13 protein-coding genes are annotated in these 15,149 nt (G+C 49.3%); 11 read left to right on the plus strand and 2 right to left on the minus strand.

From position 1 onward, the window contains the following. Positions 1 to 53: 53 nt before the first annotated feature. On the minus strand, positions 54 to 2,396 hold the full coding sequence (tamL, locus tag C5O23_RS03480) for a translocation and assembly module lipoprotein TamL (RefSeq protein WP_240597641.1): 2,343 nt from the start codon (positions 2,394 to 2,396) through the stop codon (positions 54 to 56). A gap of 368 nt (positions 2,397 to 2,764) precedes the next feature. On the opposite strand from tamL, the gene C5O23_RS03485 reads away from it, so the two are divergent. From C5O23_RS03485 to C5O23_RS03535, 11 genes are all read left to right on the plus strand, one after another. Next, positions 2,765 to 4,558: a hypothetical protein gene (locus C5O23_RS03485; RefSeq protein ID WP_107031573.1), complete on the plus strand. Its 1,794-nt coding sequence runs from the start codon at positions 2,765 to 2,767 to the stop codon at positions 4,556 to 4,558. A gap of 32 nt (positions 4,559 to 4,590) precedes the next feature. Further along, positions 4,591 to 5,958: a DUF5723 family protein gene (locus C5O23_RS03490; RefSeq protein WP_107031574.1), complete on the plus strand. Its 1,368-nt coding sequence runs from the start codon at positions 4,591 to 4,593 to the stop codon at positions 5,956 to 5,958. A 208-nt stretch (positions 5,959 to 6,166) separates the two neighbouring features. Further along, positions 6,167 to 7,078: a hypothetical protein gene (locus C5O23_RS03495; protein ID WP_107031575.1), complete on the plus strand. Its 912-nt coding sequence runs from the start codon at positions 6,167 to 6,169 to the stop codon at positions 7,076 to 7,078. A gap of 8 nt (positions 7,079 to 7,086) precedes the next feature. Then, positions 7,087 to 7,803, plus strand: coding sequence for an MgtC/SapB family protein (locus C5O23_RS03500; protein ID WP_107031576.1), 717 nt, complete (start codon positions 7,087 to 7,089; stop codon positions 7,801 to 7,803). Positions 7,804 to 7,835: 32 nt separating this feature from the next. Next, positions 7,836 to 10,097, plus strand: coding sequence for a cation:proton antiporter domain-containing protein (locus tag C5O23_RS03505; RefSeq protein ID WP_107031577.1), 2,262 nt, complete (start codon positions 7,836 to 7,838; stop codon positions 10,095 to 10,097). A 150-nt stretch (positions 10,098 to 10,247) separates the two neighbouring features. Further along, entirely contained in the window at positions 10,248 to 10,445 is a 198-nt protein-coding gene (locus C5O23_RS03510) for a YtxH domain-containing protein (protein ID WP_107031578.1), read from the plus strand. Positions 10,446 to 10,493: 48 nt separating this feature from the next. Continuing rightward, positions 10,494 to 10,691, plus strand: a complete 198-nt coding sequence (locus tag C5O23_RS03515) for a YtxH domain-containing protein (protein WP_107031579.1) — start codon at positions 10,494 to 10,496, stop codon at positions 10,689 to 10,691. Between the two features lie 152 nt (positions 10,692 to 10,843). Beyond that, positions 10,844 to 11,188 (plus strand): hypothetical protein, encoded by a 345-nt coding sequence (locus C5O23_RS03520; protein ID WP_107031580.1) that lies wholly within the window; start codon positions 10,844 to 10,846, stop codon positions 11,186 to 11,188. A 10-nt stretch (positions 11,189 to 11,198) separates the two neighbouring features. Next, on the plus strand, positions 11,199 to 11,477 hold the full coding sequence (locus C5O23_RS03525; RefSeq protein WP_107031581.1) for a hypothetical protein: 279 nt from the start codon (positions 11,199 to 11,201) through the stop codon (positions 11,475 to 11,477). A 43-nt stretch (positions 11,478 to 11,520) separates the two neighbouring features. After that, positions 11,521 to 12,366 carry a 50S ribosomal protein L11 methyltransferase gene (prmA, locus tag C5O23_RS03530; protein WP_107031582.1) on the plus strand — a complete coding sequence of 282 codons (846 nt, stop codon included), beginning with the start codon at positions 11,521 to 11,523 and terminating at the stop codon, positions 12,364 to 12,366. A 234-nt stretch (positions 12,367 to 12,600) separates the two neighbouring features. Continuing rightward, on the plus strand, positions 12,601 to 14,307 hold the full coding sequence (locus C5O23_RS03535; RefSeq protein ID WP_107031583.1) for a SulP family inorganic anion transporter: 1,707 nt from the start codon (positions 12,601 to 12,603) through the stop codon (positions 14,305 to 14,307). Between the two features lie 116 nt (positions 14,308 to 14,423). On the opposite strand, the gene hisA is transcribed toward C5O23_RS03535, so the two are convergent. Next, positions 14,424 to 15,146, minus strand: a complete 723-nt coding sequence (gene hisA / locus C5O23_RS03540) for a 1-(5-phosphoribosyl)-5-[(5-phosphoribosylamino)methylideneamino]imidazole-4-carboxamide isomerase (protein ID WP_107031584.1) — start codon at positions 15,144 to 15,146, stop codon at positions 14,424 to 14,426. Positions 15,147 to 15,149 lie beyond the last annotated feature (3 nt).

The raw sequence follows: 15,149 nt of genomic DNA on the forward strand, positions 1-15,149 counted from the left end.
ATGTTGATATTGACCGGGATTATCCGGTTTGTAATTGTCTGTTGAATGAGATGTCAGAATGGATAGCCTACGGCAAAATGGAATGTGGCGTCACGGTGCCAGTTCGGGTGGACTATGGGCCATCGTTCCTGGCCGGTTGCGGGGTTGTGGGCTTTCATGCCGAGGTCAAGGCGCAAGAGGAAGTAAGTGAAGTCGAAGCGCAGGCCTAAGCCATAAGCGGCAGCGATCTGTTTCCAGAATGTGTCGAGATGGAACATGCCTCCCGGCTGGTTTTCGTAGTTGCGTATTGTCCATATGTTTCCGGCATCTACAAAGACTCCACCTTCAATTACCCAGAAAAGTTTGGAACGGTATTCGAGACTCAGATCAAGGCGGATGTCACCACACTGGTTGATGAAGTCAGTCACTGAATTGCGTGAGTCATAACTTCCGGGACCGAGTGTGCGGACTCCCCATCCTCTGACGCCGTTGGCTCCTCCTGCATAGAAGCGTTTTTCGAATGGCAGGACTGTCGAATTGCCGTAAGGCACACCAATGCCGGCTCCGGCGTGGAATGCGAGTGAGTGGCGCTGGTTGAAGTTGCGGGTGATAGCATAGTCCACCTCTCCTTTTACATATTGGGAATAGTTTATGCCGAACACATTGTAGGAACCGTTGTCTTTCCTTGCGTTTGAGAGTGATGAGATGGCATAAAGGAGGTTGCCGGCGGTTTCTACAGAAGCACGGAGGGTGTAGACTCTCGGCTGGAGAGTGTATTTTCGCAGCAGAGACGACGGTATCCTCTTGTTGGTGTAATAATAGCGGTATGCCATGCTCATGATGAAATGGTCCTCATAGCTGTAGCGCAGCAGTGGATTGTCAGGGGCTATCTGGTCAAGAAAGTCAAGAGTGCTTTCAGGCAGATAGACGTAATTGATGTCTATCAGGTCGAAATTGTGGCGTCGCGTGTTGTTGCGGTTTACCCATTTGTATTTCCATGCTGCGCCGGCTATTATTCGGGTGTATTCCGGCCGTTCCTGATAATTGAATGAGAGGGCGAACTCTGTGTCGACATTGAGTTTGTGTTTGACGCTCTGAGAGGCGAAGGGGAATTCAAATTTCGGGAAGGTAATGCCGATTTCTCCTGCATATTCTGTGTAACGGTCGTTGATCAGGCCGTTGAACTTGCCTGAAAGGCTTTCGTAATTCATGCGCAGGCGGGCTGTCAGAAGCTGAGATCCCTTGGCGAGATTGCGGTGCTGGTATGTGGCTCCAAGCCCGAAGCCGAAATCACCTTCCGAGTTTGTGCCTTCGACGTCGAATGTGACTGACTGTTTTTTGTTTCGTGCAAGCAGGATGTAGGCATCCAGTTCATGCCGCCCGTTTTCGCTCCCGGTCGGAACTAATTCGATGTTTATTGATTTCAGTATGCCTAGCCTGGCGAGGGCTTCGTATGTACGGTCTACATCCGAGGCCCGGTAGAGGCTGCCGGGAGTTATAAAGCATTTTTGCTGTAGGATTCCCGGTTTCAGATAATGGTCTTTGCCGTAGATGACAGTGATGTCTTTATAGACAACAGTGTCACCTGCGATATCTGATGATGAGTTGTAGCCGGAATTGCTTGTGACGAAATATACCTTGTTTATATAATATATATTGTGATTTGTCGTGCTGTCGGCTGGCTGTGGTTTGTTGGCTGAGTTTCTGGGAGCCCGGACTGTAAGGGTGAGATCTACATCCTTATTGAATTCAGATGTATCGGCATAGAAAGTGATATATTCCTTGTTGAAGGAATAATATCCGTGCTCGCGGAGCCTTTGGGTGATAAGTGCGCGTTCGGAATCAAGATTGTCGCGGTCAAAGCGATCGCCGGGATGGATTGAGAACTGGGCGGAGTCGGCAAGAATCAGTTTTCTGACTGCTGAATCGGGAATTTCATGGCGAATAATCGCAATGCGTCTGGGCTCACCGGTGTTAATTTTATAGGCGACCTTGATTTTCTTTTCAGCCGGCATCATCATGGTGTCAGCAGTTACTTCTGCTTCAAGATAGCCACGGTTCACAAGAGCGAGCCTGAGTTGCCTTACAGATGCGTCGGTAAGCGATTGAGAATATATGACCGGAGCCTGCCCCATGCGACGCACCCAGCGGTTATACCATTTTGTCGAGTCTTTGCCTGACAGGTTATAGGTGCCTAACTGGAGTTTCCAGAAGCCTAACACCTCATGGTTCGGCGACTGTTTCAAATAGTTTATCAGATCATGGCTACTTACGGATTTATCGCCGGAAATCTCAATGCTGACATCGTCAAGCATGTATTTGCCGCGTGGCACATGACGGGTCGCACTGCAACTCCACAAGGTAGTGAGAGCACACAGCGAGACAATGGTCATCAGGATTTGCGATTTTCTACGCATATTAGTGTACAAAATTACATTTCCCTGCTCAAATAACCAAGCCGAAGGCTTAAAATCGCAGTCAGCGCAGGCTGCTTAACCCGCCGGGAGCGATAAAAACATACAGTTTAATATTTAATTGCGAAAAATATTGTTGGGTATTGTGAAAATTTGTATTTTTGCACCACTTTTCCGATAATTCACACACAATATAATATCCGGCAAAGTCCAAGTGACTGATTTAACTGATTTTTTTGTTGACTTTACTCCGATTGCAGAGTGGATTCTTTATCTGATATTATTGCATCGGCCTGATAACCGGTTAAACACAAGATTTTGCATGGATGTCATATATGGATTTAAATGACACCAATCATTATTTTAGACATATGTACAAATCCCTTTCACGACTGTCATTGACTGCCGTTGCCGTGGCATCTATGCCATTGACCGCATGTATTGATGACAATTACGACCTCTCGGACATTGACACAACCGCCGAGATCAAGGTGAACAATCTTGTTGTTCCTGTCAATCTTGACGAGATAACTCTGTCAAATGTGTTTGATCTTGATGACGAAAGTGTGGTCAAGGAAGTCGACGGCATATATGCAGTGCTTGTCGATGGAGAATTCAAATCTGAAGACCTCAAGGTCAATCCTGTCTCGCTTGCCCGTCCGTTCATCCCTGACGCATCAACCACAATTTCTCTTGTCAACGGAAATACCGACATCGTTATCCCTCCGCTGGGCATCGGGGAGCAGAGTTTTACTTATAGTATAGAAGGCTTCAATACATCGTTTACCTATACGTCAGCAACTGTCGACAAAAGCATCCGTTCGTTGTCAAAGATCGCTGTCGACTGGACCATTGATATCACCCTTAGTGTGCTTAATAGTGGAAAAGCATTCAAATCAGTGGCATTCCGCAATCTATATCTGAAACTTCCTGTCGGTCTTCATACGCCGGACTACGTTTCAGATAACGGAATCATACATCTGTCTGACATCAACCTCAGTTCAGGTGTCATGAGCCATAAGGTAACCATCCGGGTGGATGAAATTGACTTTGCAAAACTTGCTGGTCAGGGTCTCTATTCTTTTGTCCCGGATACTTCCGGTAAGAATCCCGGAACTCTCACCATCCGCGGAAGCATCGGGGTTGAGGACGGATATGTGGTTGCCGTGACAAACAATAACATATCTTCAGTCCCGACTCAGACCACTCTGACTCTTTCTTCTGTCGGATCTGACATAACAGTGAATGCTGTTGACGGTGAGATCTGTTATAGCATCAGCGATTTCAACGTCGATCCCGTAGCGCTCAATGATCTGCCTGATCTTCTGCGTCAGGACGAGACCAATATCACTATGGCCAACCCTCAGCTCTATCTTTCGATCAACAACCCCCTTGCAGGCTACAGCCTAGATGCAAGCAGCGGCCTTACCCTTACCGCATGTCGTGAAGACGGTAGCCGCAAGCTTTATTCTCTTGATGCAGGCGAGTTGATCAATATAGGCCATAATGCGGGCATTGCCGGACCTTACAAATTCTGTCTTGCACCCGATCCCTCGGCCGCAGGTTCGTTCGAAGGTTTTGCCAATGCTGTTCCGGTGCGCTATCAAGGGCTTGGCAATGTGCTCAGCGGCAACGGTCTTCCTTCAACTATCGAAGTGTCGTTTGATGATCCGAAAGTGGGCCCTGGCAAGGTTTCCAACTTTGCTGTTCCCCAGACACTTCAGAAGCTTGAGGGTGTTTATAAGTTCTATGCGCCGCTAAATCTTGGCGTAAATTCAAAAATCGTTTATGACGAAGTGACTGACGGCTGGAGTGACGAGACTCTTGACAAGGTTACAATTGAGAAACTCAAGTTAGGTGCCACAGTGTCAAACTCTCTGCCATTCGATATTGTTCTGTCCGGATATCCGGTTGATGAGCAGGGAAATCAGTGTAAGGATCTCGCCACTGGCAAACCTGTGGGCCTCGGCAGTATTACAGTGAGAGCCGGCGAGACATCCTCCATAGAACTCGAAAGCACAGGAACGATAACTGGCCTTGACGGTGTCCGCTATTTCGCTACAGCCGTAGTGACAAAAGACGGTGTCACTCTCCGTCCGGATGACACTATAAAGCTGACAGGCATCAAAGCAACTGTTTCAGGCTTCTATATTGACGAACTTTAACCTCAACCATACCCTTAAAAACATAGTAAGAAATGAAATCCAATATAAAAAATCTGGCCGGATGGGGGATGGCTGCGGTTATAGCCCTGTTTCCCGCAGGCCTTTATGCCCAGAATCTTCAGTCGGGATATTTTGATGACAATTACCTCTATCGTTTCCAGTCAAACCCGGCGTTCGGCAATGAGGGTCACGGTTTTGTGGCTATGCCCGGAATCGGCAACCTTAATGTAGCCACTAACGGAACAATCGGTATCAACCACATACTCTATAACGTCAACGGTCAGACCACCACTTTCCTTAACCCGGAAGTGAGCGCCTCGAAAGTGCTTGACGGGCTCAAAGACAAGAGCCGCCTTGGTGTAAGTCTGCGTGAGACTGTAATTGCGTTCGGATTCAGCGGCCTCGGTGGCTACAACACAGTGAGCGTGAATGCCCGTGCCGATGTAGGCGTGGCTCTGCCGAAAGATATATTCCGTCTGGCAAAACAAGGTGTCGAAAACTCCACCTATGATCTTTCAGATCTCAATGTGCGCGGAGCCGGATGGGCTGAAATCGCACTCGGTCACTCTCGTCAGATCAATGAAAAACTCCGCGTAGGAGCTACTCTCAAACTTCTTGTGGGCGTCGGCTCTGTAGAGACCAATATCAATTCTGCCAAACTTCAGTTGCGCGAGGATACCTGGGTGGCCAATGTCGATGCCGAACTGCATGGAAGCCTCAAGAATCTGAAATATAAGACAAAATACAATGAAGATACTCACCGCGATTATGTCAACGGCGTTGAGGTCGAGGATTTCTCGCCTGTCAGCGGCTATGGTGCGGCTGTAGACCTCGGTGCCGTCTATCGGCTCAACGATGACTGGGAGTTCTCGGCATCGCTTCTTGATCTCGGCTTCATCTCCTGGAACAACAACCATGTGGCCTCGACCAATGGCAATCAGCAGGTAGTCACAGACGAATACACATTCAATGTCGACAACAATGACTCATGGGACGAGTTCAAGGATAATCTTTCTATGCTTTATCAGCTCGAAGACCTTGGCGACACTGGCAGTCGTACTTCTGGCATTGGTGCTACGATGAATATCGGCGCCCAGTACACTCTTCCGGTCTACCGTCGTGCAAAGTTCGGATTTCTGAACACAACCCGTGTCAACGGTCCGTTCACCTGGACTGACTTCCGTCTGTCAGCAAATGTAGAGCCGGTAAAATATCTTTCAGCAGGTGTCAATTTCGGTGTTGGTACTTTCGGCGCGTCATTCGGCTGGATAGTCAACCTGAAAGTTCCGGGCTTTAATCTGTTTGTCGCTTCTGACCGCACTCCCTGCAAACTTGCAAAGCAGGGTGTTCCCCTCAATTCAAACGCTAACGTTAATTTGGGCATGAATATTCCGTTCTGACAGGCTGATCACAAACTCATATTGTCCCTGGCATGTGTGGCTTTGGCTGCATATGCCGGGGATTTCGTTTTGGCAGACTGTCTGGCGGCCACCATTTTAGATGCGGGTTGGAATTTGGATTTGTTTTTTTAGCAAGGGTTTAGTAATTTTGCAAAATTTCAAAGGAGAACCTCTTAAAAACAAGTATAAAAATTTTATAGACAGCAATATGAAAGGTAAGATGTCGCCGATGATCATTCTGATCATAGTCCTGGCAGTTCTTTTGCTTATCGCCGTAGGGTTTGGGGTCACACAGGTGGCTTCTCTCAAATCAGAAGTGAATGAAGCCCGTCTTCAGAATGAAGAACTGCAGCTTCAGAACGAGCAGCTTCAGCTCTCCAGTGAGTTTGATATGCTTAATGCCGAGTTTCAGCAGTATGAAGACCAGGCCCAGCGTCTGGCCAACGATACCATTCTTGCTAAATATACCGCAGCCAAAGCCAAGGTTGAAGAGCTCATGAAAGAGCTTAAGAGCGAGAAAGTAAAGTCTCAGGCCCGTATCAATGAACTTCAGAACGAGATCTCAACACTCAAGGGGCTTCTCCGTCACTACATAGCTCAGATTGACTCACTGAATAAGGAAAACGCCGGTCTGCGCGCTGAAAATCAGGAGATCAAGGATCAGAACCAGCGCCTGTCATCGCAGGTGCAGGAGGTCACTCGCAACAATGAGACTCTCAGCGAGCGTATGACACTCGCCGAAAAGCTCAATGTCACGGGTGTGACTCTTACGGCACTTAAGAAAAACGGCAAAGTTGAGAAAAACGTGACCAAGGCCAAGCAGCTGATGGTGACATTTACTATACCCCAGAACAACTCCACTCCTGTAGGGGAGAAAGTTATCTATCTGCGCATCGTGAATCCGGAAGGTCAGTTGCTCGGTGGTGCCGGTTCGTTCTCGTTCGAAGGCAAATCAGTGCCGTGCAGTGCACGCAAGAGCATCGAATATGCCGGCGATGAGATTGCCGGAATCAAGATTTACTGGGATGTGAACACAACTCTGACCCCCGGAGACTATACCGTGGAACTGTTCACTGACGGCTATCGTCTCAGCTCACGCCACTTCACATTGAAAAAATAATAGGGGAGATGGAGCATTTCTGGCAATCGATAGACAATGTAGAACTGACCCCTCTGACAGCGATTCTTCGCATAGTGGCCAGTCTGCTACTTGGCAGCCTGATCGGGATCGAGCGTAAGCGCAAAGGGCAGATGGCCGGGGTGCGCACATTCTCGCTCATCTCGATGGGAGCCTGTATTGCCATGATGCTTTCAATTTACGTCTGCCAGGAAACGGTCGGACTGCTGCGTGGCGATCCGAGCCGCATCGCGGCTCAGGTTTTGTCAGGTATCGGTTTCCTTGGCGCCGGCACAATAATCCAGATGAAAGGCTCGGTCCGCGGTCTGACCACCGCCGCCGGCATATGGATTATCGCCACGATAGGCATGGCTGTAGGGTGTGGCCTTTACCTGATCGCATTCGTGGCTACGCTGCTGGTGCTTTTCGTGCTGACGATTCTCGAACAGATCGAACATCGGGTCAACGTTGGGAATGAAGCGCGAACAATCCGGCTGAAAGTCAAAGGAATCGTGAAATCAATAGAGCCGTATCGCGATGTGCTTGCACGTTACAATATCCATCTCTCACGTGTGTATGTGGAATATGACTACGAATCATCTACAACGCGGCTTAATCTGCTGATCCTTATCCGTGAGCACTCTGATTTTATCGAGGTCTTCTCGGCTCTCCATGACCTGCGCCCCACAATCTCCATATCTCTGTCAAATCAGGCTGATCTGAGCTGACACCAGTCAATACGACAATTCGCCTCTTACGCATGTTACTGAATCTTATTCTTGCCAATGCCACACAGGTGACTGAGGCTTTCAATGTAGAGGGCCTGATCCGCGATCTGGCCTTTCTGCTTATACTCGGTGCTGTAACCACCCTTCTGTTCAAGTGGCTTAAACAGCCGGTGGTTCTCGGTTATATAGTAGCGGGATTTCTTGCCAGCCCGAATTTTGAATATCTGCCGTCTGTAACCACAGAGGATAATATCGAATTCTGGGCCCAGTTGGGCATTGTGGTGCTGCTTTTCTCGCTCGGTCTGGAATTCAGCTTCAAAAAGCTTGTGAATGCCGGAGGGTCGGCTGTGGTGACGGCTCTGTTTATTGTCTGCGGCATGATGGGCGCGGGCTTTGCCGTAGGGCATATGCTCGGTTTTTCTCATATTAACAGTCTGTTTCTTGGAGGCATGCTGTCAATGTCTTCCACCACTATTATAATAAAGGCGTTCACAGACCTGAATCTGCGTCACCGCAAATTTGCCTCGCTGGTATTTGCCGTGCTTATTGTGGAAGATCTTTTTGCCGTGCTGATGATGGTGGTGCTCTCGTCAATAGCTATTAACAGCAGCGTAGAGGGCGGAGAAATGCTCTACAGCGTCAGCAAACTTGCATTCTTCCTGATCATCTGGTTTGTTGTCGGAGTCTTCGCGTTGCCGTCTCTGCTCAATTCCCAGCGCCGATTTCTGAATTCCGAAACCTTGTTGATCATATCAATGGGGTTGTGTCTTGGCATGGCTGTATTCTCGGTTGCCTGCGGTTTTTCCCTGGCACTCGGAGCTTTTGTGATGGGGTCGATTCTCGCCGGCACAAGTTTTGCCGAGCGCATCGAACGTGTCACCATTCCGGTCAAAGACCTTTTCGGCTCGATATTCTTTATTTCAGTGGGCATGATGGTTGATCCGGCTATCATCGCACATTATTGGCTTCCGATCCTGATTCTGTCGGCTGTGGTTATCTGCGGTATGATCTTTTTCGGTACAACCGGCATGTTGCTGACCGGTCAGTCATTGCGGGTGGCCATTGAATCCGGATTCTCGCTTACTCAGATCGGTGAATTCGCCTTCATCATCGCATCTCTCGGCATGTCACTTGGAGTCCTTGATGCGCAGATCTATCCTATTGTAGTAGCCGTTTCGGTGGTCACAACCTTTACCACTCCTTATTTTATCCGTATGGCCGATCCGACCGCCAATTTTGTGGAAGCGCATCTGCCAAGACGCCTGCACTTCCTCATTAACCGCTACACAGAGGAGGCTACAACTTCAGCCAGTGCCACCCGTCAGCTCTGGCATTCACTTTTCAAGCGTTATCTCTGGCGCGTGGTCCTGTATTCGATAGTGCTCATAGCCATGTCGCTGATTTCGCTTGATTATATAGTGCCTACATTCACCGGACTCTTCCCGAACTGGGGGCGCCTGTTTGCTACCGTGGTTTCACTGCTTTTCATGGCTCCCTTCTTGCTGGCCATGACCTATCCGGCATCAAAGAAGACCGAGCGCGAGCGCCTGATCGCGGCCAATGCCCGGTATGACGTGCCTTTGATCGTCATGACCATAGTGCGTCTGCTTATAGCCATGACAATTCTCGTTTATCTTCTCAGCTCGATCTACTCGATGAAGGTGGGATGGACCATAGGGGTAGGGCTGTTCTTCATACTCGTTTTATCGTTTTCCAAATCAGCCCACAAGCGCATGGTCCGCATCGAATCGCGTTTCATCGACAATCTCAACGAGCGTGAGCTGCGGCGTAGCGGAGCCAAGAACCGCCTGGTGCCCAATATGCACCTTGCCTATATGACAGTCGGCTATAAATGTCCATTTGTCGGCGAACAGTTGAAAAACTCTGGGTTGCGCAGCCGTTTCGGCGTTTCGGTAGCCTCGATTCAGCGAGGTGGTGATCTGATAATGGTTCCCGGTGCTGAGGAACGGGTTTTCCCCGGTGACGTGCTTGGCGTGATAGGTACGGATGACGAGATTCAGAAACTGCTGCCGGTTGTGGAGGTTGCTGACGATGAAGCTCCTGAAGTCTCGGCAGATGACATCCGGCTTACAGGAGTCCGCCTGAAAGCCTCTTCGCCCCTGATAGGAAAGACGATAGTCAGCTCGAATTTCCGAAACGTCTGGGAGTCACTGCTTGTGTCAGTCCAGCGTGACGGCGATTACCTTCAGCCAGATCCATCAATCGTTTTTTCAGAGGGTGACACGATCTGGGCTGTAGGCTCTGTAAAGCGTCTTGCCGATATTGAGGGCTGATAATTTGCAAACTCGGTGGAAACATTGTAACTTAGAGGCGTAAAAATGATTGCAGACATGAAAATTATCAGACCCACCGGTGAACCATCCGGCCTGACGGTTGTTTAAAAATTGTAAATCGAAACATAACCCCTCAAATAGATAAAAGAAATGAAAGCATTAAACATTGTTCTCGCAGTTATCGGCGGCGCTGTTGCCGGCGCTACAGTTGGTCTTCTCCTTGCTCCTGAAAAGGGCGAAAAGACTCGTCGCAACATAGTGAAGTATCTTGAAAGCAAAGGCATCAAGCTTCAGAAGAGCAAACTTGAAGAACTGGCTGACGAAATCGCTGAAGAGATCGAAAAGTAAATCAATAATATTCAGTACAAAACTCTGTTAACACCCAATAGAAGAATTATGTCAAATCTGTCATTGCTCTACGCATTTATCGGAGGCGCTATCGTCGGTGCCGGAGCCGCTGTGCTTTTTGCTCCTGAAAAGGGTGAGGATATCCGTGCGCGTATCGCCGATCTTCTCCGCAAAAAAGGTATCATCTGCTCTGACAATGAGATTGATGCTCTTGTCGAACAGCTCACCACCGAGATTGACGACTGATCCGTCTATCGAATTTTCATTGCCGCTGCATCATGGCAGCATAAACGCGTAGCTTTGTCGCCCCGCTGACTTCCGCTGAGACTGTGGGGCGACCAAGTGTCGCGAGTTCATCACTCTCTTACACTGTGCGTTATTTCGCACATTTATCATCTATGCCCGACAAACAACAGAATCAGTTCAGTGTGCTGTGGGCTGAATTGCGCTCCGCACTGAAGTTAAACATAGACTATGCCAGACTGACGGCAGCCGAAAAGCTTACCATGCTTCTTACAATGCTGTCATTCTCCCTGTTGGCATTTGTCCTCATTTCTCTGATCATGTTTTTCCTATCGCTCGCAGTGGTGCGTTGTATCGCTACCGGGGTAGGCATGATCTGGGCTTATTTTATAATGTGTGGCTTCTATGTGCTTCTGCTTGCTGTGGCTCTCGCATTCAGAAAGCAGCTGATCATAAATCCGATTGCCCGCTTTGTTTCACGTCTTTTCTTCAATCCCTGACATCACAGTTATGAGCACAGCAAAGGAACTTCCTCACGAAAAAGCCGAATGGAAGGGCTATACACTTGATGAACTTCGCTATATGCGGGCCTATACAGCAGCACGCATCGAAATCAGTCGCGACCGTTTGAAACGCAACTTCACCGGTCTGAAAAAAGCTAATCCTGTGAAATCAGGAGGCATGCTTGGCAAGGTGCTTGGCACTCTCAGCTATCTTGACATAGCTCTTGTTACTTTCCGCCTCGGAAGCAAGGCATTCAAGATAATGCGTTGGTTCAAACGAAAATAAACTATCATAATAAACAAACAGAATAAACAAAGAACACTCTGAAGTGAACGATTACATAGAACTGCGTCTCGATGCAACCCCGTGTGACGAGACCCGTACCGATATTCTTGCCGCCCTGCTTGCCCAAGCAGGGTTTGAAAGTTTTGTGCCGGATGAAACCGGACTGACCGCATATATAAAGGCCGAACTTTTTGACCACAGAGAAATTGATTCCCTTTTGGCTGATTTCCCTATGGAGACCGCGTTTACAGTCAGCCGGAAACTTGTAGAGGGCCAGGACTGGAACAAGGAATGGGAGAAAAACTACTTTCAGCCGATCGTGATTGATGACCAGTGTGTCATCCACAGCTCTTTCCACAAAGACATTCCCGAATGCCGTTATGACATTGTCATAGACCCAAAAATGGCTTTCGGAACCGGCCACCATGCCACAACTTCGCTTGTCATCCGCCAGTTGCTTGCCATGAACCTCCAGGGGCTCAATGTGGTTGACATGGGCACAGGCACCGGAATTCTTGCCATCCTCGCAACCATGCGAGGCGCCCGCCGGGTAGATGCGGTGGAGATTGATGAATTCGCCTTTACAAACGCGGTGGAAAACATGCGTCTGAATTCAACTGAAACCGTTGAGCTTCATCTCGGAGATGTTGCAGAACTTGCAAAGGTAAGGAATGTGAACCTGTTCATTGCCAATATCAACCGCAATATTATTACTGCAGACATTGCAGCCTATGCGGCCACTCTTGCCTCCGGAGCTACAATGCTGCTGAGCGGATTCTATGAAGAGGATATTCCAGTCATCATGTCAGCCGCCGAACCCCTCGGTCTTACCTATAAATCACACACTACCCTCAACCGCTGGTGCTGCCTGAAACTTTGCACAGCTTGAGCCAATCATTGCTAAATTATAAGTCTCGCCAATTATTGAGGCTATTAGGAGGAAATATTTTGTCTATTTTAGTGAATTTTGGCGGAAATTAAGTAATTTTGCACCCTCAAACGGGGGGACATTGGGGACCGTTGCCTTTATGCTTTCTTCCGATTGAAATGTTTCCAATAAAGAAAAATCGACACTGAGATGTGTCGGCATAACAGTATATATAGTAACTAAGGAAGTTTTCTAATGAATTTTGCAGCTTCTCTTGATTTCAAGCCGAAATTGGTTTCGACTCTGAAAAATTATTCCTTTGACAAGTTTAAAAACGACCTTGTGGCCGGTATAGTGGTAGGCATTGTGGCTCTCCCGCTTGCAATCGCCTTCGGTATAGCCAGTGGTGTCAGCCCCACAGTCGGTCTCATCACAGCCATAATAGGCGGCTTCATTGTTTCGGCAGCCGGCGGCTGCACGGTGCAGATCGGTGGCCCTACAGGCGCGTTCATCGTGATAGTCTACAATATCATTGCCAATTTCGGTCTTGAAGGACTGGCGGTAGCAACACTGATGGCCGGACTTATCCTTGTGGCTCTCGGCATATTCCGCCTCGGAACAGTCATCAAGTTCATTCCTTATCCGATTGTGGTGGGTTTTACGGCAGGTATCGCGCTGACAATCTTCTCCACACAGATCAACGACTTCTTCGGACTTGGATTGAAAAACGTGCCGAGCGAGTTCATCCCGAAGTGGGGCATGTATCTTTCAAATTTCGGCAATGTCGACTGGATCACTCTCGGAGTCGGACTTGCAGCACTGGCAATTATCATTGTCACACCCAAAATTTCCCGACGTCTGCCCGGTGCGCTGATCGCCATTATACTCGTGACACTTGTGGTGTCACTTGTGCCCGGTCTTCATGTCGAGACTATCGGCGATCGTTTCGGCTCACTATCCACTGACATACCAGAACCTCACGGATTTGAGCTGAGCATGGCCACGATCAACCGCCTGCTCCCCTCGGCATTCACAATCGCGATTCTCGGAGCTATCGAATCACTGCTGTCAGCAACCGTGGCTGACGGTGTGACAGGAACACGCACCAACAGCAACACCGAACTTATCGGCCAGGGCATGGCCAACATCATCGTGCCTTTCTTCGGTGGCATCCCCGTCACCGGAGCGATTGCCCGCACAATGACCAACATCACCAACGGCGGACGCACTCCAGTGGCCGGCCTTGTCCATGCCATTGTCCTCTTCATGATCTTCCTCTTCCTCATGCCGCTGATCAACCTGATCCCGATGGCCTGCCTTGCTGCAGTCCTGATTGTTGTCAGCTACAACATGAGCGGCTGGCGCACAATCCGTGCCATCTTCCACAATCCGAAGAGCGACATCTCAGTGCTTGTCCTTACCTTCCTTCTGACCGTCATCTTCGATCTGACCATCGCAATCGAGATGGGGCTCCTTCTTGCTGTAATCCTCTTCCTGCGCCGTGTGATGGAAAACACTGAGATCAAAGTTTACTCCGAGCAGCTTGACATTGCCGAAGGTTCTGAAACCACACATCACGAGATGCTCAACGTCAATCCCGGCGTGGAGGTCTATGAGATTGACGGCCCGTTCTTCTTCGGTGTCGCCACAAAGTTTGATGAGCTGATGCGCACCACCATCGGCGAGAAGCCCAAAGTCCGCATCATCCGTATGCGCAAAGTGCCGTTCATCGACTCTACGGGCATACATAATCTTGAAGTGCTCATCAAGTCATCGCATGACGAGAATATCCAGGTGGTTCTTTCCGGCGTGCGTGAGAATGTGCGCGCAGCGCTTGTCAACGCCGGTGTCAATACGCTCCTCGGCGATGACCATATCTGCGACCATATCACAAAGGCTGTTGAAATGGCCAATAGGCTGGCTCCTGCCTCAGCTACGGCTGCAGCTGCAGCCACAGTCTGATAAGAGCCTCTGAATAACGAAAAAGCCTGACACTCGCGTCATGTCCGCGGGCTGTCAGGCTTTTTTGTCACCGGTCGCTGTCAGCCGGCAGTGTGTTAAGAAGCTTTTGGTGTGTGTTATCTGGCGTATCTCTGTAATTCTTTGAGTGTCAGGTGGCCTTCATATATAGCTTTGCCTGTAATGACTCGCCGCAGGCCGAGTGCGTCAAGGCGCTCGATGTCACGGATTGAGCTGATGCCGCCGGAGACGGTGAACACAACATCCGGAAACGCTTCCTGAAGACGTGTGTACATACCGAAAGCCGGACCTTCAAGCATTCCGTCTTTTGATATGTCGGTGCAGATGGCCTGGGAAAGACCCGACGGGATAAAACGGGCAAGCAGATCGTCAATCGTATCGGCTGTTTCCTCCAGCCATCCGCTGACGGCAACTTTGCCGTTGCGCACATCGGCTCCGAGTATCAGCTTCTCGCCGCCATAGGTCTGTAGCCATTCAGTCATCAGTTGAGGTTCGCGGGCTGCTATGCTGCCGATGATCGCATAGGTTGCTCCTGCGTTGAACACATCTTTCAGCGCCTGTCCGGTTTTTATGCCTCCTCCCCATTCAGCCGTCACTCCGTTGATGCGGGCAATCTGTTCGAGGGTGTGGAGATTACGCGGAGAACTTGCCTTGGCACCGTCAAGGTCAACGACGTGTATGCGTGTCAGCCCGTGGTCGGCAAAACGTTTCGCCATGTCTTCAGGCGAGAGATTATAGTCGGTGCAACGGTCATAGTCGCCTTGAGAGAGCCTGACGCACTTTCCGTCGATCAGGTCAATGGCAGGGATTACTTCGATCATCGT

Source organism: Duncaniella muris, assembly GCF_003024805.1.
In the GTDB taxonomy this organism is placed as follows: Bacteria; Bacteroidota; Bacteroidia; order Bacteroidales; family Muribaculaceae; genus Duncaniella; species Duncaniella muris.

Excerpts from the sequence above, each read along its gene's own strand:
- tamL (WP_240597641.1), bottom strand. The coding sequence starts at position 2,396 with ATGCGTAGAAAATCGCAAATCCTGATGACCATTGTCTCGCTGTGTGCT.
- C5O23_RS03485 (WP_107031573.1), top strand. The coding sequence starts at position 2,765 with ATGTACAAATCCCTTTCACGACTGTCATTGACTGCCGTTGCCGTGGCA.
- C5O23_RS03490 (WP_107031574.1), top strand. The coding sequence starts at position 4,591 with ATGAAATCCAATATAAAAAATCTGGCCGGATGGGGGATGGCTGCGGTT.
- C5O23_RS03495 (WP_107031575.1), top strand. The coding sequence starts at position 6,167 with ATGAAAGGTAAGATGTCGCCGATGATCATTCTGATCATAGTCCTGGCA.
- C5O23_RS03500 (WP_107031576.1), top strand. The coding sequence starts at position 7,087 with ATGGAGCATTTCTGGCAATCGATAGACAATGTAGAACTGACCCCTCTG.
- C5O23_RS03505 (WP_107031577.1), top strand. The coding sequence starts at position 7,836 with ATGTTACTGAATCTTATTCTTGCCAATGCCACACAGGTGACTGAGGCT.
- C5O23_RS03510 (WP_107031578.1), top strand. The coding sequence starts at position 10,248 with ATGAAAGCATTAAACATTGTTCTCGCAGTTATCGGCGGCGCTGTTGCC.
- C5O23_RS03515 (WP_107031579.1), top strand. The coding sequence starts at position 10,494 with ATGTCAAATCTGTCATTGCTCTACGCATTTATCGGAGGCGCTATCGTC.
- C5O23_RS03520 (WP_107031580.1), top strand. The coding sequence starts at position 10,844 with ATGCCCGACAAACAACAGAATCAGTTCAGTGTGCTGTGGGCTGAATTG.
- C5O23_RS03525 (WP_107031581.1), top strand. The coding sequence starts at position 11,199 with ATGAGCACAGCAAAGGAACTTCCTCACGAAAAAGCCGAATGGAAGGGC.
- C5O23_RS03535 (WP_107031583.1), top strand. The coding sequence starts at position 12,601 with ATGAATTTTGCAGCTTCTCTTGATTTCAAGCCGAAATTGGTTTCGACT.
- hisA (WP_107031584.1), bottom strand. The coding sequence starts at position 15,146 with ATGATCGAAGTAATCCCTGCCATTGACCTGATCGACGGAAAGTGCGTC.